Annotated in this window: 30 protein-coding genes and 1 other annotated feature; of the genes, 19 read left to right on the plus strand and 11 right to left on the minus strand. The window is 42.9% G+C overall.

From position 1 onward, the window contains the following. The first annotated feature begins 97 nt into the window (after nucleotides 1-97). Nucleotides 98-1507: an NADP-dependent phosphogluconate dehydrogenase gene (gene gndA / locus ACEQ1T_RS22115; protein WP_370224765.1), complete on the plus strand. Its 1410-nt coding sequence runs from the start codon at nucleotides 98-100 to the stop codon at nucleotides 1505-1507. Between the two features lie 105 nt (nucleotides 1508-1612). Here the strand turns inward: gndA and zwf are convergent, their stop codons facing one another. Continuing rightward, the gene (gene zwf / locus ACEQ1T_RS22120) at nucleotides 1613-3115 is read right to left on the minus strand and encodes a glucose-6-phosphate dehydrogenase (RefSeq protein WP_206838409.1); all 1503 of its coding nucleotides are present in this window, start codon (nucleotides 3113-3115) and stop codon (nucleotides 1613-1615) included. A gap of 335 nt (nucleotides 3116-3450) precedes the next feature. Here zwf and rnz point away from each other — a divergent pair, with 335 nt between their 5' ends. From rnz to ACEQ1T_RS22135, 3 genes are all read left to right on the plus strand, one after another. Next, the gene (gene rnz, locus ACEQ1T_RS22125; RefSeq protein WP_206838407.1) at nucleotides 3451-4389 is read left to right on the plus strand and encodes a ribonuclease Z; all 939 of its coding nucleotides are present in this window, start codon (nucleotides 3451-3453) and stop codon (nucleotides 4387-4389) included. Next, a complete protein-coding gene (locus ACEQ1T_RS22130) occupies nucleotides 4390-4935 on the plus strand; it encodes a histidine phosphatase family protein (protein WP_370224766.1) in 546 nt (181 codons plus the stop codon). Between the two features lie 88 nt (nucleotides 4936-5023). Then, nucleotides 5024-5239: a binding site (T-box leader), on the plus strand. Nucleotides 5240-5405: 166 nt separating this feature from the next. Continuing rightward, on the plus strand, nucleotides 5406-6743 hold the full coding sequence (locus ACEQ1T_RS22135; RefSeq protein ID WP_370224767.1) for a sodium-dependent transporter: 1338 nt from the start codon (nucleotides 5406-5408) through the stop codon (nucleotides 6741-6743). A 48-nt stretch (nucleotides 6744-6791) separates the two neighbouring features. Here the strand turns inward: ACEQ1T_RS22135 and namA are convergent, their stop codons facing one another. The 3 genes from namA to proC form a co-directional block, all read right to left on the minus strand. Then, entirely contained in the window at nucleotides 6792-7811 is a 1020-nt protein-coding gene (gene namA / locus ACEQ1T_RS22140) for an NADPH dehydrogenase NamA (protein ID WP_206838401.1), read from the minus strand. 97 nt (nucleotides 7812-7908) lie between these two features. Continuing rightward, on the minus strand, nucleotides 7909-9048 hold the full coding sequence (locus ACEQ1T_RS22145; protein ID WP_206838399.1) for a glycosyltransferase family 2 protein: 1140 nt from the start codon (nucleotides 9046-9048) through the stop codon (nucleotides 7909-7911). A 68-nt stretch (nucleotides 9049-9116) separates the two neighbouring features. Continuing rightward, the gene (gene proC / locus ACEQ1T_RS22150) at nucleotides 9117-9947 is read right to left on the minus strand and encodes a pyrroline-5-carboxylate reductase (protein WP_370224770.1); all 831 of its coding nucleotides are present in this window, start codon (nucleotides 9945-9947) and stop codon (nucleotides 9117-9119) included. Nucleotides 9948-10625: 678 nt separating this feature from the next. On the opposite strand from proC, the gene ACEQ1T_RS22155 reads away from it, so the two are divergent. Both ACEQ1T_RS22155 and ACEQ1T_RS22160 read left to right on the plus strand, forming a co-directional pair. Beyond that, a complete protein-coding gene (locus ACEQ1T_RS22155; protein ID WP_206838395.1) occupies nucleotides 10626-11600 on the plus strand; it encodes an MBL fold metallo-hydrolase in 975 nt (324 codons plus the stop codon). A gap of 1 nt (nucleotide 11601) precedes the next feature. After that, nucleotides 11602-12396: an SDR family oxidoreductase gene (locus ACEQ1T_RS22160; RefSeq protein ID WP_206838393.1), complete on the plus strand. Its 795-nt coding sequence runs from the start codon at nucleotides 11602-11604 to the stop codon at nucleotides 12394-12396. Between the two features lie 206 nt (nucleotides 12397-12602). Here ACEQ1T_RS22160 and ACEQ1T_RS22165 read toward each other — a convergent pair whose 3' ends face one another. After that, nucleotides 12603-12809: a YqzH family protein gene (locus ACEQ1T_RS22165; RefSeq protein WP_370224771.1), complete on the minus strand. Its 207-nt coding sequence runs from the start codon at nucleotides 12807-12809 to the stop codon at nucleotides 12603-12605. Between the two features lie 240 nt (nucleotides 12810-13049). On the opposite strand from ACEQ1T_RS22165, the gene ACEQ1T_RS22170 reads away from it, so the two are divergent. The 3 genes from ACEQ1T_RS22170 (at nucleotide 13050) to ACEQ1T_RS22180 (ending at nucleotide 14899) form a co-directional block, all read left to right on the plus strand. Continuing rightward, on the plus strand, nucleotides 13050-14309 hold the full coding sequence (locus tag ACEQ1T_RS22170) for a UV damage repair protein UvrX (protein ID WP_206838392.1): 1260 nt from the start codon (nucleotides 13050-13052) through the stop codon (nucleotides 14307-14309). A 14-nt stretch (nucleotides 14310-14323) separates the two neighbouring features. Beyond that, complete coding sequence (locus ACEQ1T_RS22175) at nucleotides 14324-14653, plus strand: YolD-like family protein (RefSeq protein WP_206838389.1); 330 nt, start codon at nucleotides 14324-14326, stop codon at nucleotides 14651-14653. 87 nt (nucleotides 14654-14740) lie between these two features. Further along, nucleotides 14741-14899 carry a hypothetical protein gene (locus tag ACEQ1T_RS22180; RefSeq protein ID WP_206838387.1) on the plus strand — a complete coding sequence of 53 codons (159 nt, stop codon included), beginning with the start codon at nucleotides 14741-14743 and terminating at the stop codon, nucleotides 14897-14899. Between the two features lie 17 nt (nucleotides 14900-14916). On the opposite strand, the gene ACEQ1T_RS22185 is transcribed toward ACEQ1T_RS22180, so the two are convergent. Next, nucleotides 14917-15135: a CDGSH iron-sulfur domain-containing protein gene (locus tag ACEQ1T_RS22185; RefSeq protein WP_370224773.1), complete on the minus strand. Its 219-nt coding sequence runs from the start codon at nucleotides 15133-15135 to the stop codon at nucleotides 14917-14919. Between the two features lie 116 nt (nucleotides 15136-15251). Between ACEQ1T_RS22185 and ACEQ1T_RS22190 the strand changes: the two genes are divergently transcribed. Both ACEQ1T_RS22190 and ACEQ1T_RS22195 read left to right on the plus strand, forming a co-directional pair. After that, nucleotides 15252-15578 (plus strand): iron-sulfur cluster biosynthesis family protein, encoded by a 327-nt coding sequence (locus tag ACEQ1T_RS22190; RefSeq protein ID WP_206838383.1) that lies wholly within the window; start codon nucleotides 15252-15254, stop codon nucleotides 15576-15578. Between the two features lie 182 nt (nucleotides 15579-15760). Continuing rightward, nucleotides 15761-16303: a hypothetical protein gene (locus tag ACEQ1T_RS22195; protein ID WP_206838382.1), complete on the plus strand. Its 543-nt coding sequence runs from the start codon at nucleotides 15761-15763 to the stop codon at nucleotides 16301-16303. Between the two features lie 45 nt (nucleotides 16304-16348). On the opposite strand, the gene ACEQ1T_RS22200 is transcribed toward ACEQ1T_RS22195, so the two are convergent. From ACEQ1T_RS22200 to ACEQ1T_RS22210, 3 genes are all read right to left on the minus strand, one after another. Then, on the minus strand, nucleotides 16349-17275 hold the full coding sequence (locus ACEQ1T_RS22200; protein ID WP_206838380.1) for an alpha/beta hydrolase: 927 nt from the start codon (nucleotides 17273-17275) through the stop codon (nucleotides 16349-16351). A 127-nt stretch (nucleotides 17276-17402) separates the two neighbouring features. Beyond that, nucleotides 17403-17534, minus strand: a complete 132-nt coding sequence (locus ACEQ1T_RS22205) for a hypothetical protein (RefSeq protein WP_269082991.1) — start codon at nucleotides 17532-17534, stop codon at nucleotides 17403-17405. 116 nt (nucleotides 17535-17650) lie between these two features. Further along, nucleotides 17651-18559 (minus strand): hydroxymethylglutaryl-CoA lyase, encoded by a 909-nt coding sequence (locus tag ACEQ1T_RS22210; protein WP_206838378.1) that lies wholly within the window; start codon nucleotides 18557-18559, stop codon nucleotides 17651-17653. A 193-nt stretch (nucleotides 18560-18752) separates the two neighbouring features. Here ACEQ1T_RS22210 and ACEQ1T_RS22215 point away from each other — a divergent pair, with 193 nt between their 5' ends. From ACEQ1T_RS22215 to ACEQ1T_RS22240, 6 genes are all read left to right on the plus strand, one after another. Continuing rightward, the gene (locus tag ACEQ1T_RS22215) at nucleotides 18753-19940 is read left to right on the plus strand and encodes an acetyl-CoA C-acetyltransferase (RefSeq protein ID WP_206838376.1); all 1188 of its coding nucleotides are present in this window, start codon (nucleotides 18753-18755) and stop codon (nucleotides 19938-19940) included. Nucleotides 19941-19995: 55 nt separating this feature from the next. Then, a complete protein-coding gene (locus ACEQ1T_RS22220) occupies nucleotides 19996-20685 on the plus strand; it encodes a CoA transferase subunit A (RefSeq protein WP_370224775.1) in 690 nt (229 codons plus the stop codon). Nucleotides 20686-20709: 24 nt separating this feature from the next. Continuing rightward, nucleotides 20710-21378, plus strand: coding sequence for a 3-oxoacid CoA-transferase subunit B (locus ACEQ1T_RS22225; RefSeq protein ID WP_206838371.1), 669 nt, complete (start codon nucleotides 20710-20712; stop codon nucleotides 21376-21378). A gap of 70 nt (nucleotides 21379-21448) precedes the next feature. Beyond that, nucleotides 21449-21820 carry a VOC family protein gene (locus ACEQ1T_RS22230; RefSeq protein ID WP_206838368.1) on the plus strand — a complete coding sequence of 124 codons (372 nt, stop codon included), beginning with the start codon at nucleotides 21449-21451 and terminating at the stop codon, nucleotides 21818-21820. A 77-nt stretch (nucleotides 21821-21897) separates the two neighbouring features. Further along, nucleotides 21898-22143 carry a YqkE family protein gene (locus ACEQ1T_RS22235; RefSeq protein WP_206838366.1) on the plus strand — a complete coding sequence of 82 codons (246 nt, stop codon included), beginning with the start codon at nucleotides 21898-21900 and terminating at the stop codon, nucleotides 22141-22143. 67 nt (nucleotides 22144-22210) lie between these two features. Further along, entirely contained in the window at nucleotides 22211-22933 is a 723-nt protein-coding gene (locus ACEQ1T_RS22240; RefSeq protein WP_206838364.1) for a hypothetical protein, read from the plus strand. Between the two features lie 33 nt (nucleotides 22934-22966). On the opposite strand, the gene ACEQ1T_RS22245 is transcribed toward ACEQ1T_RS22240, so the two are convergent. Next, nucleotides 22967-23890, minus strand: coding sequence for an aldo/keto reductase (locus tag ACEQ1T_RS22245; protein WP_370224777.1), 924 nt, complete (start codon nucleotides 23888-23890; stop codon nucleotides 22967-22969). A gap of 72 nt (nucleotides 23891-23962) precedes the next feature. Further along, nucleotides 23963-24097, minus strand: a complete 135-nt coding sequence (gene mciZ, locus ACEQ1T_RS22250; protein ID WP_206838359.1) for a Z-ring formation inhibitor MciZ — start codon at nucleotides 24095-24097, stop codon at nucleotides 23963-23965. Nucleotides 24098-24174: 77 nt separating this feature from the next. On the opposite strand from mciZ, the gene ACEQ1T_RS22255 reads away from it, so the two are divergent. Both ACEQ1T_RS22255 and ACEQ1T_RS22260 read left to right on the plus strand, forming a co-directional pair. Then, the gene (locus ACEQ1T_RS22255) at nucleotides 24175-24726 is read left to right on the plus strand and encodes an NUDIX hydrolase (protein ID WP_206838357.1); all 552 of its coding nucleotides are present in this window, start codon (nucleotides 24175-24177) and stop codon (nucleotides 24724-24726) included. 1 nt (nucleotide 24727) lies between these two features. Continuing rightward, nucleotides 24728-25894 (plus strand): endonuclease Q family protein, encoded by a 1167-nt coding sequence (locus ACEQ1T_RS22260; RefSeq protein ID WP_206838355.1) that lies wholly within the window; start codon nucleotides 24728-24730, stop codon nucleotides 25892-25894. The last annotated feature ends 14 nt before the right edge of the window (nucleotides 25895-25908 follow it).

Genomic DNA, 25908 nt, shown 5'->3' on the forward strand with positions numbered 1-25908 from the left:
TTCTTTTATTGGATTAAATGTTCATAAAAACTCTTAAGAAAGCTTTTTTTGAACAAGCAATTACACGCATAAAGGCTAGAAGGGAAGTAATAAAAAGATGACGAAATCACAGTTTGGTGTTATCGGCTTAGCCGTAATGGGCAAAAATCTTGCCATGAATATTGAAAGCAGAGGTTACTCTGTATCCGTTTTTAACCGCTCACGTGAAAAAACGGATGAGATGCTTAGAGAAGTGGAAGGAAGAAATTTTAAAGGTACATATACACTTGAAGAGTTTGTGGATTCCCTGGAAAAACCGCGTAAAATCATGCTTATGGTTAAAGCAGGCGGTCCGACAGATGCGACAATTGAGCAGTTAAAGCCTTTATTGGATAAAGGGGATATTCTGATTGATGGCGGAAATACCTTCTTTGTGGACACACAGCGCCGCAATAAGGAATTAAGCGAGCTGGGCATCCACTTCATCGGTACAGGAGTATCCGGCGGTGAAGAAGGCGCATTAAAAGGGCCTTCGATTATGCCTGGCGGCCAAAAAGAAGCCTACGAGCTGGTTGCCCCGATTTTTCAAGATATCGCGGCAAAGGTTAGTGGTGAAGCATGCACAACATACATCGGTCCGGATGGGGCAGGCCATTATGTAAAAATGGTCCACAACGGCATTGAATACGGTGATATGCAGCTGATTTCCGAATCTTATTTTCTTTTGAAAAATGTGCTTGGCTTGACTGCTGAGGAGCTTCATGAAGTATTTGCCGATTGGAATAAAGGTGAGCTTGACAGCTATCTAATTGAAATCACGGCTGATATCTTCACGAAAAAAGATGATGAAACCGGCAAGCCGCTGGTAGATGTCATTCTTGACACAGCTGGCCAAAAGGGAACCGGCAAATGGACAAGCCAAAGTGCGCTTGACCTCGGTGTACCGCTTCCAATCATTACTGAATCCGTATTTGCCCGATTCATTTCTGCTATGAAAGAAGAGCGTGTCAACGCAAGCAAAGTTCTGCGCGGGCCAGCCGCATCGGAATTCGCCGGCGATAAAAAAGCCTTTATCGAAAGTGTCCGCAAAGCCCTTTACATGAGCAAAATCTGCTCATACGCACAAGGCTTTGCTCAAATGAGAGCAGCATCCGAAGAATATGGATGGGATCTTAAATACGGCGATATTGCTATGATTTTCCGCGGCGGATGCATTATCCGTGCTCAATTCCTTCAAAAAATTAAGGAAGCATATGACCGTGAGCCTGGTTTAAAGAACCTGCTTCTTGATCCGTATTTCAAGGAAATCGTGGAAAGCTACCAGGATGCTACCCGTGAAATTATCAGTACGGCTGTGAAAAACGGCATCCCTGTACCATGCTTCTCTGCTGCGCTGTCCTATTATGACAGCTACCGCACAGAAACTTTGCCTGCTAACCTTCTTCAGGCACAGCGTGACTACTTTGGCGCACACACTTATCAGCGTACAGACAAAGAAGGCATCTTCCATACCAATTGGATGGAGTAATATAAAAACAGCGTCCAAAAGGCGCTGTTTTTTTGTATTGCAGGAAGCTGAATTATGGCATTCACTAAACGACCCCCCTGCCGCGGCAGGGGGGTCGAAAATTATTTAGCATTGTTCAACATCAAGGTCTGTTACTGGCCACCAGAAGAAACCGTCTTTTTCAAGCAGCTGGTCTGCTTCGTTTGGACCCATTGAACCGGATTCGTAGTTAGGGAAGCCACCTTCTTTAGTGTTTTCCCATACGTCGGAAATTTTGTCGACAAAACTCCAGGAAAGGGCCACTTCATCCCAGTGGGTAAAGTTGGTTGCGTCTCCTCGCATGCAATCATATAATAGCCTTTCATAGGCCTCAGGCGTATTCATATCATCGATGCCTTTGTTGGCAAAGTTTAATTTTACTGGTGTGGCTTCCATGTTTTGACCTGATTTTTGTGCATTCAAATAAAGGGTAATTCCTTCTTCAGGCTGAATATGGATGACCAGAAGGTTCGGATTTAACGTTTGCTCAGTCTGATAATATAAGTTCATCGGAATATCCTTGAACTGGATAACAATTTTCGTTGATTTTGCAGCCATTCTTTTTCCAGTGCGAATGTAGATTGGCACACCTGCCCAGCGGAAATTGTCAATCATCAGCTTGCCAGCAACATAAGTTTCGGTGTTTGATTGTTCATCCACCATCGGTTCTTCATTGTAAGCGGGGACTTCCTGTCCGTTTATTTGGCCTTTTCCATATTGGCCGCGGACAAAGTATTCTTTCACCTGATCCCCTTCAAGCGGACGCATGGCTCTTAATACCTTCACTTTTTCAGATCTGATCTCATCCGTTGTCAGCCGGATTGGAGGTTCCATTGCCAGGAGGGCAACCATTTGCATCATATGGTTTTGAACCATGTCACGAAGAGCACCGCTTTTTTCATAGTAACGGCCGCGTTCTTCTACACCCAATACTTCGCTTGATGTAACCTGGATATTTGAGATGTAGCGATTGTTCCATAAAGGTTCGAAAATGGCATTGGCAAAACGGATAACTTCAATATTTTGCACCATATCTTTTCCTAAGTAGTGGTCAATCCGGTATATTTCATTTTCTGAAAAAGCTTTTCGAATTTGCTTGTTAAGCTGTTTCGCTGATTCCAAATCATGACCAAAAGGCTTTTCAATGACAAGACGCTTAAAGCCGTCCACATCCGTCAGGCCATCGGCTTTTAAATGCTCTGCGATGGTTCCAAAAAATTCAGGAGCCATGGCGAGGTAGAAAATGCGGTTGCCTTCAAGGGAATAATGAGTATCCAATTTTTCGGCCATACTCTTTAATGCCAAATAGGAGCTTGAATTCGTCACATCATGCGAATGGTAGTAAAAATGAGAAATAAAATCATCAAGTTCTCCATTATCTTTAATAGCTGACTCAACAGAGGTTTTGACACTTGCCTGAAATTCATCATTCGAGAGCGGCCTTCTGGCAATCCCGACTACCGCGAAACGTTCAGACAGCCTGCCTTTTTTGTACAAGCGGTAAAGTGAGGGAAACAATTTTCTTTTTGCCAAATCCCCCGTTGCCCCAAATATCATTATTAATGCGGTCGGTTTTTCGTTTGATTTCACGATTCTAGAACCTCTTTTCGACAAATTTCTGTATGTAAGGCTGGACTGACATTTGTCCGCCAGCAGCTTTAGAAAAAGCTGTTATATTGCATTCGAAAAAAAACGTCTGTACAAGTATAAAATTGTATCTGTTTAAAGCTATTTTCGCAAATATTAAGTTTGTCCTTTTTAACATAGTTTCTTTCTAAAGGCCAGGAACTATCCTGTCAAATAAAACAAAAACCAATTGTTTTAGAATGAATTCCGAGGATGCTATGGTATATTGTTTATATTCGAACTGGCAAGGCCTGACAGGTTTTTAATCCGAACTGCCGGAAAGGAGGCTGTTTTTTTCAATGGATGTTTTTTTCTTGGGTACGGGTGCGGGAATTCCAGCAAAACTGAGGAATGTATCTTCGATGGCTTTAAAGCTCCTGGATGAAAGAGGGTGCATTTGGCTTTTTGACTGTGGGGAAGCTACTCAGCACCAAATATTACATACAAGCATTAAACCGAGGAGAATTGAAAAAATCTTTATTACCCATCTTCATGGAGATCATATTTATGGCTTGCCCGGATTGCTGTCCAGCCGCTCTTTTCAGGGCGGTGATACTGAGGTGACTCTCTATGGACCAAAAGGGCTGAAAGAATATATTGAAGTCTCGCTCTCTGTCAGCGGCACATACCTGAAATACCCTTTGAAAGTTGCTGAAATCAGTGATGGCACTATATTGGATGAAAAAGACTTTAAGGTGGAAGCGCGCTTGCTCGAGCACGGGATTCCTTCATATGGCTACCGGGTCACTGAAAAGGACCGTCCGGGAACATTGCTCGCGGATAAGCTTGCCGAAGCGGGAATCAAACCGGGTCCAATATATAAGAAAATAAAAAATGGCGAAAATATAGAGCTTGAGGATGGGCGTATTCTGGAAGCAAAGAACTTTCTGGGCCCCGCTCAAAAGGGAAGAATTATCACGGTTCTGGGAGATACCAGAATCTGTGATGCGGCAATTGAATTAGCTGCTCATGCTGATCTATTAATTCATGAGGCAACCTTCTCGCAAGGGGAAGAAAAGCTTGCATACGATTATTTTCATTCGACAACCCTGCAGGCTGCCAAAGTCGCTCGCAAGGCGAACGCAAGGAAACTTTGCCTGAATCATATCAGTTCACGATATGAACGCCAGGATTGGGAACAGCTTGTGAAGGAATCGCAGACAATTTTCCCCAATACGGTAATGGCTGAGGACTTTAAAGAAATTCATATACCGCTTGATAAAGGAGAGGAGAATTAATTGAAAACTTTCTATATCGTGCGCCATGCAAAGGCTGAGGGCCAGCCTTTTTCCGCTAAATTGACAGAAAGCGGAAGGGAACAGGCGTTAAAACTAGTTGATTTCTTTAAAGGCAAGGAAATTCATCGCATATACTCAAGCCCTTTTGTGCGGGCGATTGAAACTATCCGGCCGCTCGCACAGTCGAGAAAGCTTGAGATTGTTGAGGAAAGCCGTTTGGGGGAAAGGGTGCTTAGCTCCATTCTTTTTGATGATTGGCAGGAGAAGCTTAAGCAAAGCTTTTCCGATTTTGATCTGGTTTTCGAAGGTGGAGAATCCCATTCGTCAGGTATGGAACGAGCTGCTTCCCTGCTGGGTGAATTAATTGCTTCTAAAGAAAATCATTTCGTTCTGGTCAGCCATGGCAATTTATCCACTTTGCTGCTGCGCTATTTCGATGAAAATGCAGGCTTCGAGCATCTTATGAAGATGAGCAACCCGGATGTTTTCGAAATTAAGGCAGATAGTGAGGGTGCGGTTTGGAGGCGGATTTGGAACGAAAAGTAATGACTTGAAAAATTGAATTTTTCAAATTTGGCATTGACGGTTTCCTGCAGGCATAATATAATCACACTTATACTTTAAAACATTATATTAAAAAGCTATGAAGAGACTCTATTAAGTCTTATCTCCCTGTTTATAGAGAGCCAGTGGATGGTGGAAACTGGCACAAAGATAAGATGAATTTCATCTTGGAGCTTTTCTTTTCTGCAATATAGCAGAAAAGACGGTTAATCCGTTATATTTCGAGTGGAAAGTCACATGCTTTCAAAAAGGGTGGTACCGCGTGAATCTGATTCGCGTCCCTTTTGAAGTAGGTGGCTTTTTTGTTTTTTTGGAAGAATATCTTAAAATGGAAATCCGGCCGGTTTCTATTAAGAACAGCTGCAGGCACCGTTTATTGGAGTCTTGAGCTAGACAGTTATTGAATTTCGGAACTTTAAACTTTCTTATTTTTAAATTATGGAGGTACAGGCATGCAGCAAAATGAGCAATGGTCATCGAAGATTGGATTTATTTTAGCCTCGGCCGGTTCGGCAATCGGACTTGGAGCTATCTGGAAGCTTCCGTATGTGACGGGAACAAGCGGCGGCGGAGCATTTATATTATTATTTCTGCTATTTTCCCTTTTAATTGGTTTTCCGCTTTTGCTGGCTGAGTTTGTGATCGGCCGCAGCACGGGGAAAGAGGCAATCTCGGCATATAAGGATATTGCTCCGGGAACTAAGTGGCACTGGATTGGCTACCTTGGCGTATTTACCTGTTTTCTGCTTTTATCGTTTTATAGTGTGATAGGCGGGTGGATTCTGAAGTACATTGTTTACGGGGTTACCGGTTCTATGAATGGAGCCGGCAATTACGAAGAGCTATTTGGCGCATCGGTGTCAGACTCTGTGTCTGTTGTAGCGGCACAAGGGATCTTCCTATTCATAACTGTTTTAGTGGTGGCTAAGGGCATCCAGAAGGGTATCGAGCAGGTCAGCAAAATTATGATGCCGGCTTTGTTCGTTTTATTTATTATCTTGATTGCACGATCTCTAACATTGGATAATGCCATGGAAGGCGTCTCATTCTTTTTAAAGCCTGATTTTTCAAATTTAACATCTGAAACTGTCCTTTATGCGATGGGTCAATCATTTTTCTCTCTAAGTGTCGGGGTATCGGTAATGGTAACGTACAGCTCTTATCTATCTAAAAATGAAAATCTGATGCAGCCGGCCTTTTCCGTTGTCGGAATGAATTTATTTATTTCAATTCTAGCCGGATTGGCTATTTTTCCTGCAGTTTTCTCACTGGGATTTGAGCCTGCTGCAGGTCCTGGTTTATTGTTCATTGTCCTGCCATCTGTTTTTGATCAGATTCTGTTTGGACGAGTTTTCTTGCTTCTATTCCTTGCACTGTTTTTATTTGCAACCTTAACTTCCGCTTTTTCAATGCTCGAGATTGTGGTGGCTGCTCTGACGAATAAGAAGGGCAGTGGAAGAAACCGTGCAGCATGGCTGACAGGATTGGCAATCTTTATCGTGGGAGTCCCATCGGCACTTTCCTTCAGCAGCCTATCAGATATTTCAATTTTCGGCAAAACGATTTTTGACAGTGCTGATTTTCTTGTCAGCAATGTATTAATGCCGGTAGGGGCGCTGTTCATTTCTATTTTTGTTTCATACAAAATGAAGGTGGACCTGCTGAGAAATGAATTAATTCAAGGTTCAAAATCGCTGAATGGGATCTTTTCCGTGTGGTATTTCCTTCTGCGTTATGTGGTGCCTTTGGTCATCATCATTGTATTCCTTGATTCACTGCAGATTATATAAGAGAAAAGGGATGGTGGTTCACCATCCCTTTTCTCTTTATATTTTAACTTAAATCCATCCGCGCTCATATTGCTTAGGCGGTTCAATTGCTGCCCCAAGTTCCTTTGCTGCCGTACGAGGCCAGTAAGGATCTCTCAGCAATTCCCTCGCAATGAATATTAAATCTGCCCGTCCGTTTTGCAGGATTTCTTCGGCCTGCAGGCCGGATGTAATCAGCCCGACCGCACCAGTCTGAATATTGGCACCTTCCTTAATGGTTTCAGAGAATTTGACCTGGTAGCCCGGGTAGCTATTTATTCTAGCCGGCACTACTGCTCCGGAACTTACGTCAATAAGATCCACTCCCTGCCCCTTCATCCATTTGCCCATTTCTGCATAATCCTCTGCAGTTAACCCTTCATCATGATAATCATGTGCTGATACTCTAACAAATAAAGGCCCATCCCAAACCGTTTTAACTGCTTCAATGACTTCACGGAGGAAACGGTATCGGTTTTCGGCTGATCCCCCATACTCATCACTTCGCTTATTGCTTAGCGGTGAAAGAAACTCATTAATCAGGTAGCCGTGTGCCGCATGGATTTCAATTACTTCAAAGCCGGCTTTTTTCGCTCTTTCAGCACCTCTTTTGAATGACTCTACAGTTTCGGACACCTCTTCTTTTGTCATTTCTTTAGGCGTTTTCATTTTTTCATTAAAAGCAATAGCCGATGGGGCGAGAATTTCTCCTTCGACAGTCGCTTTTCTGCCGGCATGTGCAAGCTGTATTCCGGCTGATGCCCCGTGTTCTTTCATTAGCCCGGTTAATTCTCTCAGGCCTGCGATATGGTCATCGCTCCATATTCCCAGATCCTGCGGAGAAATACGTCCCTGCGGAGTTACAGCAGTTGCCTCCAGGATGATTAACCCCACCTGGCCAACAGCCCGGCTCGTATAATGTGTCCGGTGCCAGTTTTCAACCATGCCGTTTTCATTATGGCTTGAGTACATGCACATCGGTGCCATAACAATTCTGTTTTTAAAGGTGATTCCTTTAATCGTTAAAGGGGAAAAAAGCTTTGTTTCCATAATCAATGCCTCCTTATTTCGCTATCCTAAATATTAAGTATATCAGGCGATTCAGCAAATGAAAAAGAACATGCACTTAGGAAGGTGTTTGTTCACTTTAGCGCTTATTCCTCAGATCGCTTAATTTATATAATGTACCTCTCCAGACTATACCGCCCCTTACAAAGGTTAGAATGCTGGCACGGAGTATGGAATAAATAAACAGGAGAGCTGTAATTGGAAATACAACAAACAGAAGCGGAGAAAATTTGGACATTCTTTTTGTAATGATTGTATAAACAACTGCTAAAAAAGTGATGTTTGCAAGGCTTAAACTGAAAATAACTTTTTCGGCTGAAAAAATGGTGATAAAGGGAAGCACCTGAGAAATGAATGTGCCGGCAATGGCAAACAGAACCATGCTAACCCGGTAATGAAGGCCAGCAAATGTATTTTTCTCCAATCCTTTGAAGGCTTCTTTTAAGCTTTCATACCATTCAACTTCAATCAGGTCCATCGCCGTTGCAAATTTCTGTTTGAGACCATTTTGTTTTATTCTCATTCCCAGCATTAAATCATCATCTGGCCTCATTTTTATTGCTTTATGTGTTCCGATTGCTTCATAGGATTGCCTGGATACCATGTTAAATGCCCCAATGCCAATGCCGGTTTTGGAACGCTGATTGTTCGCCAGCCAGGGGCGTTTATAATAGGAAAAGCCGAAAAGAAAAAAAGCAATGAATGTATTGAGCCAGAAACTCCTTCCTGCCAAGCTCGGTGCCGCCGTTAAATGGTCAAGGTCATTCTTATTAAAATAATGAACCGCCTTGCTGAGGGCATCCTTTTTAAATAACACATCGGCATCTGTGAACAAGATTAATTCCCCTGATGACTCTAAATATCCCTTGTAAAGGGCATGATTTTTTCCAAGCCACCCACTGGGGAGCGTCTTGATATTGAGACACTTAACCCTTGAATCACGCTCCTGGAGGCGGTCCATGATCCTCCCCGTGCTGTCTGTTGAACGATCATTGACCAATATCCATTCAATGCGTTTGTAGCTTTGCTGCAGCTGGGTTTTTAAGCTCTCCTCAAGCCTGGCTTCTTCATTCCTTGCCGCTGTTATGACAGAAAGAAGAGGGCCTTCAGTCATCGTATCGCTATCTTCAAGGCGGTCCAGGCTTTTTAGTCCCAGAGCGGCATCAATTAGTACTGCAATCCATACAAGGAGACTTGCGCTTAATAGAATAATGAGCATTTGCAGGTTCTCATCCTTTTTTCATAGTTTGCATTAAGAAGGCGTATTTACAGGGGAGATGACCCCGGCTAAATTTTCACTGTGCTGCTGAAGCTTTGGCCAAGCCGCCTGGATTGGGCTGTCGCTTCTTTAATGCATTCAATAAAGGCTTTCTGCACACCGTTCGCTTCAAGAACTTTTACACCTGCTTCGGTAGTGCCGCCGGGACTTGTTACTTCCTTCCTAAGCTGCTGAGGATCCTTGGCTGACCTGGCCAGCATTTCGGCTGCCCCTATGAGGGTCTGGATGATGAATTCCTTCGCCATCTCCTTTTCGAGCCCGATTTCTTCCGCGCTTTTTTCCATGGCTTCCGCAAGATAGTAAATATACGCCGGTCCGCTGCCTGACAGGCCTGTTACGGCATCCAGCTGACTTTCCTCTACAAACGCTGACTTTCCCACTGTATCAAAAATGCTTCTTACTGCTTCCATCTGTTCTTTGGTCACTCTTTCATTAGCCGATAACGCACTGGCGGACTTTCCGACGGCTGCCGATGTATTCGGCATGGCTCTCACGACTGGCAGCTTTTTTTCCGCCAAACGTTCAATGCTTTCGATTGAAACCCCAGCCAGAACGGAAATGATCAGCATATCTTCCTGTAAATAAGGTTTTATGAGAGTGATGGCATCCGCTGCATCTTTTGGCTTCATCGCTAAAATAACAGTTTCAGCACCACTGAACAGGTCGCTGAGATTATAAGTAGTCTGAACGTCATAGGCTTTTTGCATGGATTGCAGCTTTTCCCTGCTGCATTTGTTTGTGACCCAAATATTGCTGCCGGTAATGAGCCGGCTTTCAATCATTCCTGATATTAACGCTTCTGCCATTGATCCTGCTCCAATAATAGCTAACTTTTTCATTTGCTGTTATTCCTCCTTTATTGTTCATAATGCCGGCTGACTAAAATAAAAAAGCCTTTCCATCCAGTAAAGGACGAAAAGACTATGCTTCCGCGGTACCACCTTCATTGCCTTTTCCTTCTTGGTGCAGCATGCCTGCTGCATCCGCTGTCTTTGAAAAGGCATCTCGATCCCGATAACGCCGGGGGTGCGTTTAGGTTTTCCTAACAGCTCATAAGGCAGGTTCAATGGTCAAGTGGACTGTGAAGCCTTTCAGCCGCTGAGCTTCACTCTCTTTCGCCGTTTTCCATTTACTAATCTTATTCATCGCTATTTTTCTGCTGTCCATATTCCAGCTTTGGTCTGTGGAAATCAAATTTTAATTGTGATTATGCAAGAAGACACGCTTATTTGTCAAGCGGTATTTCCCAAAAAAATATTAATAATGCGCAAAAATTATGTGAAAATAATGACAATTAGCAAAAAGAACGGTACACTTATTTTTATATATGAAGATTTCTAAATTTTGTTATGGAATTTCAGTAATTTGTACGCATGGCAAATACTTATATTTTAAGGGTGAAACAGGGTGGTTATCTTAAGGGCATATGGACTGTATGACTTGGATGGCCAGCGGAAGTATATAAAAAAAACAGCTTTATTTTATTTAAATATAGTGATTTTAGGGGGATTGTTAAAATGGCAGATTGGAAGGATGGAATTGCAAAACTTGTTATCCCGACACCTTTTCCTGTCGGTGACGTTAATGTATATGCAGTAAAAGGGGAAAAGCTGACTCTTGTGGACGCCGGCCCTAAAACGGATGAAGCGTGGGAAGCTCTAAAATCCCAGCTTAAAGAGCTGAATTTAACTCCCGGTGATTTTGAACAGGTTGTCCTTACACATCATCATCCCGATCATGCCGGGCTGCTTGACTTTTTTCCAGACAGTCTCGATGTGTTCGGGCACCCGGTTAATCAAAGGTGGCTGTCCCGGACGGACCAGTTTCTAAAATTTCATGATGAATTTTACATAAAACTGTTTAACGAATTTGGGATTCCTGAAAGCTATTTTTCTTTTATAAACAAGATGAAAAAGACTCTGCGCTATTCCTGCAATCGTACCCTGACGGGCGAACTGAAGGAAGGCAGCCAGCCTGAAGGGATGGACGATTGGACGGTAGTGGAGACGCCTGGGCATGCACAGAGCCATATAGGTTTGTTCAGGGAGAAAGATGGTGTATTCCTTGGAGGAGACCATTTGCTTGCACACATTTCTCCCAATCCCATCCTGGAGCCGCCGCTTCCCGGCAATTCGGAACGGCCGAAGCCGCAGCTTCAGTATAACGAGTCGCTGAAAAAGCTGCGGCAGCTGCCAATATCCCTTTTTTACTCTGGACATGGAGAGGATATTACAAATGTGAATGAGTTAATAAACGAAAGGCTTGGCCGCCAGCATGAGCGGGCAATGAAAGTAAAGGCATGGCTTGAGTCTGAGTCACTCACTGTTTTTGAAGTGTGCCGCCGCCTTTTTCCGAAAGTTTATGAGAAGGAGCTTTCCCTGACGATTTCCGAAACGGTCGCGCAGCTTGACTATTTGCATTCAATAGGAGAGATTTATATAAATAAAGAGGAGGAAGCATTCTTGTATTCCGCATCAAAAGAGGTGGTTTGATTTGTCAGACAGTTTGAAAAATAAAAATGTGATTATCACAGGTGCATCTGGAGGGATTGGAGCCCAAATGGCTGTTCTTTGTGCTGAGAGGGGAGCAAACCTTGTCCTTCTTGCCCGCAGCCTTGACAAATTGCAGGAACTGCAGGCAGATTTGCAGAGGCGTTTTTCAGTGGATGTTTACATACGTAAACTCGATGTTTCGGACACTGACGAAGTCTCGGCTGTTTTTTCCGAAGTACTTGCGCGGTTTGATCGCATAGATGTTCTTGTTAATAATGCCGGGTTCGGAGTTTTCCGTGAGGCGCATGAAGCAAAAGTTGAAGAAATAAAGGAAATGTTTGATGTAAATGTAGTTGGTTTAATGGCTTGCACCAGCATGGTGCTGCCGGTGATGAGGAAACAGAGAAGCGGCCATATTATCAACATCGCCTCACAGGCGGGCAAAATTGCCACACCGAAATCCAGTATCTATTCTGCAACCAAGCATGCTGTTCTTGGCTATACGAACAGCCTTCGCATGGAGCTGGCTGACAGCAATGTCTTTGTGACTGCTGTTAATCCCGGACCGATTGAGACAAACTTCTTCAATATTGCCGATGAAAAAGGCACATATGTGAAAAATGTCAGCAAGTATATGCTTAAGCCCGAGTATGTGGCGCTTAAAGTAGTCAATGCCATGCTGATGCCAGTCAGGGAAATTAATCTCCCGCGGTGGATGAATGCGGGAAGTATTGTCTATACACTTTTTCCAGGACTGTTCGAAAAAATTGGAAAACGTGCATTCAATCAGAAATAAGAAAAGCGGAAGCGCCTTGCCCACCCCCGACAAGCACAAGACGAGCCTCCCGGAAAGGCGTTCTTTGCCTTTTTTGGGAGGATTGGCTTGTGACCTCGAGGGGGTAGGCGCTGGAGCTAGACAGTTATTGACGTTCAAAAATTTATACTGTCTTATCTTATAAGAAAGCAGCTGCAGCCAAATCCCTGCAGCTGCTTTTTTATTCTTTAAAAATAAGGTGAGCCCGTAATATACCCGTATACCACATCATTTACTATTTCATGCAGCTCGCTGTCTGCTTCTTTATTTTTCTCCTTTATGACTTTATTGAATATCTCTGCAAATTCCCTGCTTTCAAACGTAATGGAATGGCTGTCCTCGTTATATTGCTTTAAACAGTTTTGAACCATTTTATATATCAGTTTTTTGTTCATTATTTTTGCACCTCAAGCTGATTATACTGGTTTCTGGTCATATCGGCACCTGGCAAAAGAACCTGTTTTAAGAAAAACCGCGTAAAATTTCCATTGAAACCGAACGCATATTCGCTTAATATATTGGGTATACATATATAGAACAAATGTTCTTGGTTATTTTTATTTGGATTCGGGTGCTGCCGACCTGCATAAGCTGGTGCGGCGCCTTGCGCTTTTCTGAAGGAGGATGTCGAAGTCATGGTTGATTACAGCACAATGCCGAATAATCAAATTTTGTGTGTTGATATGAAGAGCTTTTATGCAAGCTGTTCTGCTGTCATGCTTGGTCTGGATCCCCTTGACTGCTATCTTGTGATTGCGGGGAATGTGGAACGGAAGGGCAGCGTTGTTCTGGCTGCCTCTCCGCGAATGAAAAAAGAGTTTGGGATAAAGACAGGGGCCCGCCTTTTTGAGGTTCCTAATGACCCGCGCATTAGAATTGAGGAGCCGAAAATGGCGACTTATTTAAGAATCTCCACTGAAATCACCAGGGTGTTTAACCGTTATGTCCCCAAGGAAGCCATCCATACGTACAGTGTCGATGAAAGTTTTATAAAAGTAGACGGCGCAGTGCATCTCTGGGGTGATGCCCGGACAATTGCCTGGAAAATAAAAGATGATATTGAACGGGAATTTCAGCTCCCCTGTGCCATAGGAATAGGGCCTAATTTGCTTATGTCAAAGCTCTGCCTGGATCTTGAAGCGAAAAAAAGGGGAGTTGCTGAATGGACGTATGAAGATGTGAAAACAAAGCTGTGGAATGTATCCCCTTTAAGGGAAATGTGGGGCATCGGCCGCCGTGTTGAAAAGACATTGAATGGAATGGGGATTTTTACAGTAGGACAGCTAGCCCGCTATGATTTGGCTAAGCTTGAAAAAAAGTTTGGGATTATGGGCAATCAGCTCTATCACCATGCATGGGGTATTGATCTGTCGGAAATAGGGGCACCGATCATGGAAGGGCAGATCAGCTTCGGGAAAAGCCAGATTTTACTGAGGGATTACAAAGAGGAAAAGGAAATTAAGCATGTGGTCCTTGAGATGTGTGAGGAAGTGGCAAGAAGGGCCCGCAGCCACCGTAAAGCCGGCAGGACCATCAGCTTTGGCCTTGGCTACAGCCAGGATGAATTCGGAGGAGGCTTCTACCGCTCAAGGACAGTTGACCAGCCAACCAATATTACGATGGATCTTTACCGCGTCTGCCTCGAGCTTTTTGACGAGAATTATGAGGGCAAAACAGTGCGTCAGATTTCCATTTCCCTCGGCAATATTACGGATGACTGCGAAATGCAGCTGAATCTGTTCGATTTGGATGGCTGGAAAAAAAGGGAGCTCGGCTACACAGTGGACCGGATCCGCTCCAAGTTTGGAGGGGGAGCTCTGCTGAGAGCCGTCTCTTATACAAGCGCAGGAACCGCCAAGCACCGTGCGACATTGGTTGGCGGCCATAAAATGTAAAAGGGGGTCAGCTTATGATTCGCGATCGGGGCAGAATAAAATGGACTTCTATGATGCTGCCGGAACATGTAAAGCTCTTAAGAGACTGGGCAGAGGAAGATACGTACGAGCAAGAGCGGGAATTGGATGAGCAGAAATTTGAATATATGAATGAAATTCTTTCAGAGGCAATGGAATTTCAAAAAAGCGTTACACTTACTCATTACAGGGGCAGGAATTATGAACTCGTCATCGGGAGCATCCATTATTGGGATGAACTTGGCCAAAAGCTTCATATTGTTGATCGATTTGGGGAAATTCATCATATTTCCATTAACGCTATAGCGGATGCGAGGTTCACTTGATGAATAGAGATGTCTGAACTGGATGAATTTAAAACGGGTAGTTTTTGGACGCGGGAAGCATCTTAACAGCAGGGAGGTGTATGAAATATGCCTAGAGGAAAAGAACTGGAACAGCTGCCGATGGCTAATATCGCACCAGGGGCCGGAGAAGACAGTACGGACAGGGACCGGGAACTGCTTCAAGGGATTGTACAGGATGAAAGAGCAACACCCGCAGGAATAAAAAATGAAAAAAAACGGGGATAAGTCCCCGTTTTCCACCCTTATTGCTTGTCATCGAGAGCTTTCTCCGCACGGACACAGGATTGAAAAGTTCCTTTATGAGTGCCATCACAAAATGGGATTTTCGTGGATCTTCCGCAGCGGCAAAGGGAGAAGGTTTGTTTTGTTTCAAATTTATTGCCATCCATATCGATTAATTCTACATCACCTGTTACACGAAACGATCCATTATCCATTACTTTAATCTGCGCCTTTGACATATCCAATCATCCTTTCACAATTTTGGTGGCTGAATAAGCAACTGTCTCTTTCAGAAGCATGTTATTCCTATCTGTGTTAAAATACAGCATATGCAAAGGGGAGGTAGTTTTAAAACATGGAAATTGCATTAACTGAATTGGCGGCAGAAAAATTATCGGGACGCATTGCCGGCAAAGATGGATTTATAAGGCTTAAGTATGATATAGATGGCTGCGGCTGTGTTGTAAGCGGAGTGACGGCACTCTGGCTTGTTGACGAGCTTGATGATGATGACAGGGAAATCAAAACGAACACTGGCAGCATATATGTGGAAAAATCAAAGGAAGTATTTTTAGATGACGATTTGATAATAGACTTTTCAGAGAAGGCAAACTGCTTTCAGTTAAAAAGTCCGAATCAGTATTTAAACCCGAGAATGAGCTTTATTGATAAAACAAAATAAATGATGTAGCAGGCGGCCGCTATGGGATGGCGGTCTTTTTTAATTAGTACATAGGTAAAAATACCCTTCCAAAATTCTGGAAAATAAGGTTTTAATATATTAGTAAAAGGTTACAGGCTAAATAGAATAACGAAGATGTTTGTCATTATGGGTGAAGAGAGTGCTGATTGGGGGAGATTTGAATGAAGCAGAACTATCTGTTATTTTTGCTGCTGGCAGCTTTCCTGATGTTGTCAGGGTGCAGTACAGCAACAATGGGCCAGGCGATTGATGATGGAATTCCATTCAATGTAAAAGAAATCTTACATAAAGAAAAAGTAAAAGATGGAGTTATTCTCCTGTATTTAACGCAGCAGAATGATGGACACAATGAGGTCGAGGCCATGGCAGCCGCCTATTTGAAAGGCAGTGACAAAAAAGGCTGGAAAAATGAAGGCCATAACCATTGGGAACATTATGAGAATGAACATATGACCGTTTATACAGATACTTTTTATGATTATGATAAAGAAGGTAATTTAGAAAACAGATTGCCGGTAATTTTTGGTGAGATTCAAAGCGGGGATATTAAAAAAGTAGAAACAGCCGGCAAGGAAGAGAAATTTGAAGAAGCGGCAATTATTAAAAAAGAAAACAAACGCTATTATTTTAAAATGGGAGATTTTCATACTGCAAGAGGACTGTCTGAAGACGGCAAGGAAATCATAAAGAAAAAGAAAAATTAGAGGATCTTATATGAAACAGCTGGCTTACATTGAAGCCAGCTGTTTCTATTGTGATAAAGCATCTTTGCTGTTGACATACTGATCCAAAAACTCGTCGATGACTTTTTCATAGTCTTCTCTGTTTTCATTGAAGGATTGAGCATGGATCCCATTGACAGCAAGGTAAAATTGTTTAGGACCTTTTTTCTTCTCGTACAAAGCCTCGGACATGGTCGGCAAAATAAAATCGTCTTTTTCACTGTGAATGAACAGGATAGGTTTCTTTATATTTTCAATAACAGAAATAGGCGATACATCTGCAATGGAGTATTTCTCACGCATCCGCAGAAATAGATCAGCGACAGGCAAAAAGAGCTTTGGCGACAGCTTCATCTCTGCTTTTAAACGGTAAGCCAGCTGCTCTTTAAAGTCTGAAAAAGGGCAATCGGCGATGTAAAAGTCTGCACCGTCTTCGAGCATTCCCGCATAGAGGATCATTGTAGCAGCTCCCATGCTTTCGCCATGAATGCCAATCTGAATATTTGGCCCTTTTTCGGCTTTAAGCCAATCAACAATTGCTTTTAAATCAAACTTTTCATAATGCCCATAACTTGTCGTTCTTCCTCCAGATTCTCCGTGGCGGCGATGATCATAGATAACCGCATTAAATCCCCGGTCCAAAAAGAGGTTCATATATTTAATCGAGTTCATTTTATTTTCCGTAACTCCGTGGGAAATAACAATATAGCGACTATTTTTATGTGGTTCGACAGCCACGGCTTTTAAGTTATAGCCAAATGGGGAGGGAATAAGCACGTCTCTCTTTGGCAGGCTTTCATACTTGATAAGATCAAGTCTGCCGGACTCCTTCTCCCTTTCTAAAATATAGCCATCTTCCTTCTTTTTCATAAACATAAGCCTATTTGTAAAATAGACGCCGAGTGATGAAAGAAAGAGAACGATGGAAAATAAATAACGTAAAAACCTTCTCAAACCCATCCCTCCATCTTTTTTTCTTTATTTTACCATTCTGGATAAAATTAAAACAGAGATGTGAGCCGGGACATGCTGAAATTTCATGAGGGGCTCTACGCATAAAAAAAAGCCGCTATGCAGCGGCTCATTGCTTTGCGTTTTGTCTTTTAGTTGGATGTATTGCTTTTTCTAATTCCTCGGCAGCAATCGTCTGGTTTACTGTATCGGAATTCGGCTTCCCCTTCTGGCTATATCCTTTATCGCGTTTTTGGCTCATCGGATTATCCCCCTTCTAATAGGCTGCAGCTGAATTGAATTCGTCAGCTGCTTTAGCAGTTGCCTCATCTAATAAGATGCTATAAGAAAGGGCGTATTATTCATCCTAAGAAGCAGCTATTGAACTGTTTGAGCGTTCAGCCTGAAATAGGTGCTTTCAATCGGCCTGGAAAGATGAGGCTGAACAATTTTTACCGCTTCCATTAATTGATCAAGGTTAACATTGGTTTCAATTCCCATACGCTCAAGCATATAAACAACATCTTCAGTTGCCGCATTGCCTGCAGCGCCAGGGGCAAATGGGCATCCGCCAAGTCCTCCGGCGGAAGTATCAAATCGGTCGACACCTGCCTGTAAGGCTGCAAAGATATTGGTAAGGGCCATTTTTCTTGTGTCATGGAAATGAGCAGTCAGCAGGGTATTTGGAAACTCTTCTTTTAAACGGGAAAAAAGTCCATACGATTCATGGGGAGCAGCCATCCCGATAGTATCTGCTACGCTTAATTCATCAGCCCCTGCGTCAACAAATTGACGGCATAGCCCAACTGTATCTTCAGGGTTGATTGCTCCTTCATAGGGGCAATGAAATGCCGTAGAGATGCAGGCGCGGACAAAGTAACCTTTCTCCTTCAGTTCTCCGATAATCGGCTTTAGTTCATCCATGCTTTCCTGAGTGGGTTTATTGATATTCTTGTTATTAAATGTATTGCTTACACCGACGAAAACGGCAACGGCCCGGCATTCAGTCATATATACCCTGTCAATGCCTTTGCGGTTTGGGGCCAGCACGATATCCCTTGTATTTGCATCAAGGCAATCTGCCGTAATTTCAGCTGCATCCCCCATCTGCGGGACCCACTTCGGAGACACAAATGAAGTAAGCTCCAACTCTGTTAATCCTGCATTTTTTAAACTTTTAATAAAGTCTTTCTTGACTTCGGTGGGTACAAAGGACTTTTCATTTTGCAGTCCATCCCGCGGGCCCACTTCAATAATTGTTACTTTATTTGGAAATGCCAGCGTCATGTTTTCAGCTCCCGTTTCATATTTTAAATCGTGTATGGTAAGCGCTTTCTTAAAAATTGCTATATGCCTTAAATTTATTGTAGTAGGAAAGTATTTTTGATTGCAAGAATAATAAAAATTTTGACAAAATAAAAGGAATTTTGGGATCTTGGCACGAATATAAGCAGAGAGATGTTTTGAAAGGATGAGAGAGATGACACAAACAGAGGTCGTAATAGTCAGCGCTGTCCGGACAGCAATCGGCAGTTTTAATGGAAGCCTTAAAGGTGTATCAGCACCAGAACTTGGGGCGATTGCGATAAAAGGCGCTCTTGAAAAAGCAGGTGTAACACCGGATCAGATAGATGAAGTAATCCTGGGAAATGTCCTGCAGGCAGGTCTGGGCCAGAATCCGGCAAGGCAGGCAGCTCTTAAAGCGGGTCTTCCTGAAAGCGTTTCCGCAATGACGATTAATAAGGTCTGCGGTTCCGGGCTGAAGGCAGTTCATTTAGCTGCACAGGCCATTTTAGCAGGTGATGCTGAAGCGGTGATTGCTGGCGGCATGGAGAATATGAGTCAGGCTCCTTACATAATGAAAAATGCAAGAAATGGCTTTAAAATGGGAGATCAAAAGCTTATAGATTCGATGATATCAGACGGGCTCTGGTGTGCATTTAATGATTACCATATGGGAGTTACTGCTGAGAATCTCTGCTCGAAATACGAGCTGAGCCGGGAAGAACAGGACGAATTCGCCGCAGCCAGCCAGGAAAAGGCGGCAAAGGCAATTGAAGAAGGAAAATTCAAAGATGAAATCGTTCCTGTTGAAATTCCTCAGCGAAAAGGGAATCCGATTGTTTTTGATACAGACGAGTATCCGAAAAAAGGGACGACTGCTGAAAAGCTCGGAGGCTTGCGCCCGGCGTTTAAGAAGGACGGCAGCGTAACAGCCGGAAATGCTTCCGGGATTAATGACGGGGCTGCTGTATTGCTGGTTATGAGCAGAAAGAAAGCAGATGAACTGGGGCTTAAGGCCTTAGTGACGATTAAAGGAAATGCAAGTGCAGGTGTGGATCCAAGCATCATGGGCATTGGCCCTGTTGCAGCCGTAAAAAAAGCGCTTGAAAAGGCATCTGTTCCCATGGATGAATTGGAGCTTATTGAAGCAAACGAAGCATTTGCAGCCCAGTCGCTCGCAGTTGACAGGGAGCTTCGTTTTAACAAGGAGATTCTGAATGTAAATGGCGGAGCAATTGCACTGGGACATCCAATCGGCGCAAGCGGAGCAAGGATCCTGGTAACTCTTATTCATGAGATGCAAAAAAGACAGGCAAAGAAAGGCCTTGCGACTCTTTGCATTGGAGGAGGCCAAGGGGTAGCCACAGTGGTGGAGCTTGCATAGAAAACTTCAAAAAAGTTTAGCAAAAATAAGTATTTTAATGAAAGGAGCGATTGAAGTGAAGAAAATTTGTACTTCCTTCAGTGGAGCGGTTCAGGAAATTCACGATGGTGCTGTCCTAATGGTTGGCGGTTTCGGCCTTTGCGGAATTCCGGAAAACCTTATTTTGGCTTTAGTTGATAAAGGGGTCAAGGACCTTACAGTCATTTCGAACAATTGCGGTGTTGACGATTGGGGACTGGGACTGCTTTTAAAAAATAAACAGATTAAGAAAATGGTCGGATCTTATGTCGGCGAAAACAAAGAGTTTGAAAGACAGGTTCTCTCAGGGGAAATTGAAGTAGAGCTGCGTCCTCAAGGAACACTCGCGGAAAAAATCCGTGCAGGCGGTGCCGGCATTCCTGCTTTTTATACGCCGGCAGGAGTAGGTACACCGATTGCAGAGGGGAAAGAAACCAAGGTTTTTGACGGCAAGGAATATCTCCTCGAAGAGGCACTGAAAGCAGACTTCAGCCTTGTAAGAGCATGGAAGGGCGATAAAATGGGCAATCTTGTATATCACAAAACTGCCCGGAACTTCAATCCAATGATTGCAGCAGCAGGCAAAGTGACAATTGCAGAAGTGGAGACACTTTATGAAATTGGTGAATTGGATCCGAACTATATTCATACGCCGAGCATCTATGTTCAGTCGCTGGTTGAGGGAAAACAGGAAAAGCGCATTGAAAGACTGACTGTAAAGAAATAGATACTGACGGAAGGAGTGGGACTCATGAGTAACGATAAAGCAGCAGTCCGTGAGAAAATTGCCAGACGTGCTGAGAAAGAAATTGAAAATGGCTATTACGTGAATTTGGGAATCGGCATGCCGACATTGGTTGCAAACTATATTTCTGATAATAAAGAAGTAGTCCTTCAATCTGAAAATGGATTGCTGGGAATTGGACCATATCCTGCGGAAAGCGAAGTGGATCCGGATTTAATTAATGCAGGAAAAGAAACAGTTACCGCAATTTCGGGGTCCTCCTATTTTGATAGTGCTGAATCTTTTGCGATGATCAGGGGAGGCCATGTGAATATTGCCATTCTCGGCGGTATGGAGGTTTCTGAAAAAGGAGATCTGGCCAACTGGATGATTCCCGGGAAAATGATCAAGGGAATGGGCGGTGCAATGGATCTGGTTCATGGCGCCAATAAAATCATCGTGATCATGGACCACACCAATAAAAATGGTGATTCGAAAATCCTTAAAGAATGCAGCCTTCCTTTAACAGGAAAAAACGTCGTTGACCGGATTATCACTGAGCGGGCAGTCATCGATGTCACTGCTTCTGGTTTGAAGCTTGTTGAAGTCGCTAAAGGCTTCACAGTCGAGGACATAATCAATTCAACAGAACCTGAATTGCAAGTTGATGAAAACGTTATAACAGAAGCTTATTAATATCTTTTGAAAAGTACAGCTGCCTGCTGTGCTTTTCATTATTTTCAGCCAAAGGAAATGAGGGGAAGAAATGAGTTTTTCATTTAAAGGAATCGACCATATCCAGCTTGCTGCTCCACAAGGCTGCGAGGATGAAGCCAGGAGATTTTACGGTGAACAGCTTGGACTGAAGGAAATTCCCAAGCCTGAAAATCTTCAAAAGCGCGGCGGCTGCTGGTTTATATGCGGAGATCAGGAAATCCATATTGGGGTGCAGGAAAGCTTCTTTCCGGCAAAAAAAGCCCACCCTGGATTTATTGTGGAAAACCTCGAAGACTTGAGAAGCAGTCTTCAAAAGCAGAAAATAGCTATAAAGGAAGAACCGCCTATAGAAGGAAGAAACCGATTTTTTGTTGATGATCCATTCGGAAATAGAATTGAGTTTCTGGAGTTTTTGCCATAATAGCGATTCAGCCTATTCCTTCAAGAATAATAAAATATGTTATAATAAATGGCAAACTTAGTTGATGAGGGGTTTATATGAAAAAGAAGAAACACCATTCCCAGCCTAAAAAAGACGATAAGCCAGTCACACTCGGCGACATGCTAAATCAGGACTTAATGGAGCAATTAAAAGGGAAAAAGCAGGAATTAAAAGCTGCTGAAGATAAACAGAAGGAAGAAGATGAGCGCAGAAAAAGAGAAGAAAGAAGACTGCGCGAAAAAAATAAAAGTTTTGAAGAACTGCTAGGAGAAAGCGATCTTAACTGGAAAGAGTTCAAATAAAAAATAAACAAGTTTCATTTAAAATAACCGAGGGCAATGATTAATAAAAAATGATGGGAGCCGTTCCATGTTTTCTTTATTAAATTTTATTTTTGCCCTCGGTTTTTCATTTGTGCACTTCTTATCAAGGTACATGAAATTCTTAACCTATATCCCAAGAAGCAGGCTTTTATCAGCAGCCAGCGGAATTTCAGTGGCTTATATATTTGTCCATGTCCTGCCTGAGCTTAAAGAGCATCAAGAAAGTATAGAAGGTATGGAAAGTTCAGAGCTTTTCAAATACCTGGATAGCCATGTATACATATTTGCAATGTTGGGTCTTTGCGCTTTTTACGGGATTGAGAAAGCAGTGAAATATTCTCAAAAAAGTAAAGAAAAGCGGAACACAGCAAAACTTTTTTGGCTTCATATGTCCAGCTTCTTTATTTACAATATGCTGATTGGCTATTTGCTTGTACATGGAGAGTTTGACAGTTTAAAAGAATGGCTAATATACTTTTTTGCTCTATCAGTCCATTTCATTTCTAATGATCATGGCTTGAGACAATCACATAAAAGAATATACGATAAATATGGACACTGGGTACTGACATTTTCCATATTAATAGGATGGGCAGTTGGAGTCATTACTGAAGTAAGTGAGATGGTGATTGCTTTTTTATTTGCGACTCTAGCAGGAGGCGTGATATTAAATGTGCTTAAGGAGGAACTGCCGGAGAATAGAGAAAGTAACTTTGCTGCTTTTATTGGCGGAGTGGCAGGGTATACGATAATCTTAATAATGATTTAAGGGCTGAACTTTCATCAGCCCTCATCGGTTAAATTATCGATGCTGCTCATATTTGTTTAGCTTGGCAATGGATTGAATAATAGCCAATTCATCCTTATTGAGGGGATTAGCTCTTGCTGCTCTTGCATTTGCCCTAACTTGCTCTGACGTGCTGGCACCTGCCATCACGGAAGCGACAGCGGGATCCGCAAGATTATACTGAAATGCTATCTCAGTCATGGAGCGCTCATCCGAAATTTTTTCCCTAATGCTGGTAAGTGCTTCTGCCAATTCAGCATAGCTGTAATCCAAATAGCCTTTCTCTTTAACTGACTCCGTAGCCTTATCCAGCATTTTTTCGCTGAGCAATCCTTTAGCGAGCGGACCTCTTGTAACCGCGCTGATGCCTTTTTGATTTAGAAGCGGCAAAGCTTCTTCTTCAGGACGCCGATCTAAAATGCTGTATTGCATCATGACAGAAACGATGGAGGATCTTGAAACATATTCACGGATCACATTGGGACGGATGGAGGATATGCCATACTGCAGGATGTATCCTTCTTCCTTCAGTTCCTCAAATGCTTCAATGGTTTCATCAATAGAATCTTCCATCGTGCCGCCATGAAGCTGATATAAATCAATATAGTCTGTGTCCAGCCTTTTCAAACTGTCCTTTACAGCTTCTTTGATGTGGCTTTTTGAGGGATCCCAGCTCCAGCCATCTTTATTTTTATTCCAGCGGTTGCCGGCTTTGGTAGCAATGATCACCTGTTCGCGGACACTCTTTAAGGATTGTCCGACAAGCTTTTCATTTTCGCCAAAGTCATATAAATCAGCTGTGTCAAAATAATTGATTCCTTCTTCAAGGGCAGCTTCAATAATCTCCTGAGCCTGGGAAGGGTTGGTGCCAATTGACATGCAGCCCAGCCCGAGCTCGCTTACGTACAAGTCTGAGTTTCCAAGTCTTCTCTTTTTCAAGTACCCACCTCATTTGAGTGTTTTATATAATTGTACATAAATAAATGAGGCATACTCAAATTTAGAGGCTTATCATTTTATATTGTTCTGAGATTCAACCCAGTCTTTTACAAGAACATACTGCCTGCTGTATTGTTTTAGTTTCTCCCGGACTTCCCAGGCTTTGCCGGTCAGAATAATTCCCCTATTGTGGACATACACCTTCATGCCATACTCCCCCTCATCAAGTATGATAAAATGTATGAGCAATCATTATCGGAATAGAACAGGAGTGACTGAAAACAATGAGCCGCCTAGAAGAAAAAACGATTAATACGGAAAAAATCTTCACTGGTAAAGTCATTAGTCTGCAAGTGGAAGATGTTGAGCTGCCGAATGGCAAAACATCGAAGCGGGAAATTATCAAACATCCCGGGGCAGTAGCTGTATTGGCAGTAACAGAAGATAATAAAATAGTGATGGTCGAACAATATAGGAAAGCGCTGGATAAGATTATTGCTGAAATCCCTGCCGGAAAGCTTGAAACAGGAGAAGAACCCAGAGTTTGTGCAGAAAGGGAACTGGAAGAAGAAACGGGGTACGGCTGCACGGAAATGGAATGGCTGATCTCATTCTACACTTCTCCTGGATTTGCCGATGAGCTGGTACATTTATATATAGCAAAGGGACTTATGAAAATAGAAAATGCCGCTTCGCCTGATGAAGATGAATTTGTGAATCTTATGGAAGTAACGCTTGATGAAGCAATATCCCTGCTGAAGCAGCAAAGAATTTATGATGCGAAAACAGCTTATGCTATCCAATATCTGCAGCTGCAAGAGGCGCTGAAAAAATAGCATGAAGCGCTTTTTTGCTGATCTCCATATCCATATTGGACGTACGTTTACGGGAAAGCCTGTTAAAATAACAGGCGCTAAATCCCTAACCTTCACAAATATCATCAGGCATGCCCGAAATGAAAAAGGGCTTGATATCATCGGAATTATTGATTGTCATTCTCCTGAAGTCATACTTGAAATCGAGGATTTGTCCCAAAAAGGCCTTATAACTGAGCATAGGTACGGGGGACTTCAATATGGAGATTTAACGATTATACCCGGGTCAGAACTTGAAATATATGATGAATCCTGTAAAGGCCCAATTCATGTTCTTTGCTTCTTTCCGACACTTTCAGCCATGAAGGTTTTCTCAGCCTGGCTATCGGGACATTTAAAGAACATAACGTTAAGCTCACAGAGAATTTATGCCTCAGGCAGAATGCTTCAGGAAAAAGTGAAGGAACTGGATGGGCTTTTTATTCCTGCCCATGTTTTTACCCCATTTAAAAGTTTATTCGGGAAAGGGGTAGAGCGGTCGCTGTCAGAGGTGTTTGATCCTGGCTTAATTGATGCAATAGAGCTGGGGCTCAGTGCAGATACTGGGATGGCTGACCAAATAGCTGAACTTCACAGATATACCTTTTTAACAAACTCAGATGCCCATTCACTAAAAAAGATCGCGAGAGAATATCAAATCCTTGAAATGGAGTCACCAGCATTTGCTGACCTGAAGAAGGCTTTGACTGGAAAAGAAAAAGGCAAAGTGAAAACCAATTTCGGGCTTGATCCGATGCTTGGAAAATACCATCAGACTGTTTGCACTGAATGTTTTGGCCACTTCGATGAAGCAAATGGTAAATGCAGAAATTGCGGTCACCACAAATTTATCAAAGGCGTGGCTGACAGGATCTCTGAACTAAAATCATCTGGAGAATTGCTTGTTGAACGGCCTCCTTATATTCATCAGGTACCGCTTGAATTCATTCCAGGGTTAGGCCCGAAAATGCTGGAGAAGATGTTGAATCATTTCGGCACTGAAATGGCCATTCTTCATGATGTTCCTTTATCAGAAATAAGCAAAGTAATACCTGAGAAAACAGCCAGGCTTATTGGGAAGGCGCGTGAAGGAACATTAAACTTAAAGGCAGGGGGCGGGGGAAAGTACGGCAAAATTATGGATTCCTAAAAAACATAGAGCTC

Origin of the sequence: Cytobacillus sp., assembly GCF_964223445.1 — a bacterium.
In the GTDB taxonomy this organism is placed as follows: domain Bacteria; phylum Bacillota; class Bacilli; order Bacillales; family Cytobacillaceae; genus Cytobacillus.